At 76.0% G+C, this 501-nt stretch carries 1 protein-coding gene; it reads left to right on the top strand.

The genetic code is table 11. The features are described 5' to 3' along the window. Positions 1–120 precede the first annotated feature (120 nt). On the top strand, positions 121–501 hold a 381-nt coding region (gene mbhE, locus C665_RS19800; protein WP_004331053.1), incomplete at its 3' end, for a hydrogen gas-evolving membrane-bound hydrogenase subunit E.

Below are 501 nucleotides of genomic sequence, written 5' to 3'. Positions count from 1 at the left end.
CGGTCGCGGGCGCGGCCGCCGCCGCAGTGAGCCCCGGCCGCGTCGCGCTGGTCGCCACGCTGGGGGCGAGCGGGCTGGGCATGGCGCTGTTCTTCCTCGCCGCGCGCGCGCGCGCCCGACGTGGCGATCACGCAGCTGATGGTCGAGACCCTGACGGTGATCTTCCTCGCCCTGGTGCTGCGCCGCCTGCCGCCGACCCGCCTGGTGGGTTCGCGCAAGCCGGCGGCGAAGCGCTTCCACGCCGTGGTGGCGATCGTGATCGGCGCGGTGGTGGCGGCGATGATGCTGACCACGGTGAGCCAGCCGCTGCCCGGCGACATCGCGCGCTGGTACCTGGACAACAGCCTGCCGGGCGGCCACGGCGCCAACGTGGTGAATGTGATCCTGGTGGACTTCCGCGCGCTCGACACGCTCGGCGAGATCCTCGTGGTGGGCCTCGCCGGGCTGGCGGCGGCCGGGCTGCTCGCCGGCGGCGACCGGCCCGGTGCGCCGACGCGCGGC

This window comes from Thauera aminoaromatica S2, from assembly GCF_000310185.1.
Classification (GTDB): domain Bacteria; phylum Pseudomonadota; class Gammaproteobacteria; order Burkholderiales; family Rhodocyclaceae; genus Thauera; species Thauera aminoaromatica.
The sequence above is the reverse complement of the archived record's forward strand: the minus strand, read 5'-3'. Positions and strand labels throughout refer to the sequence as shown.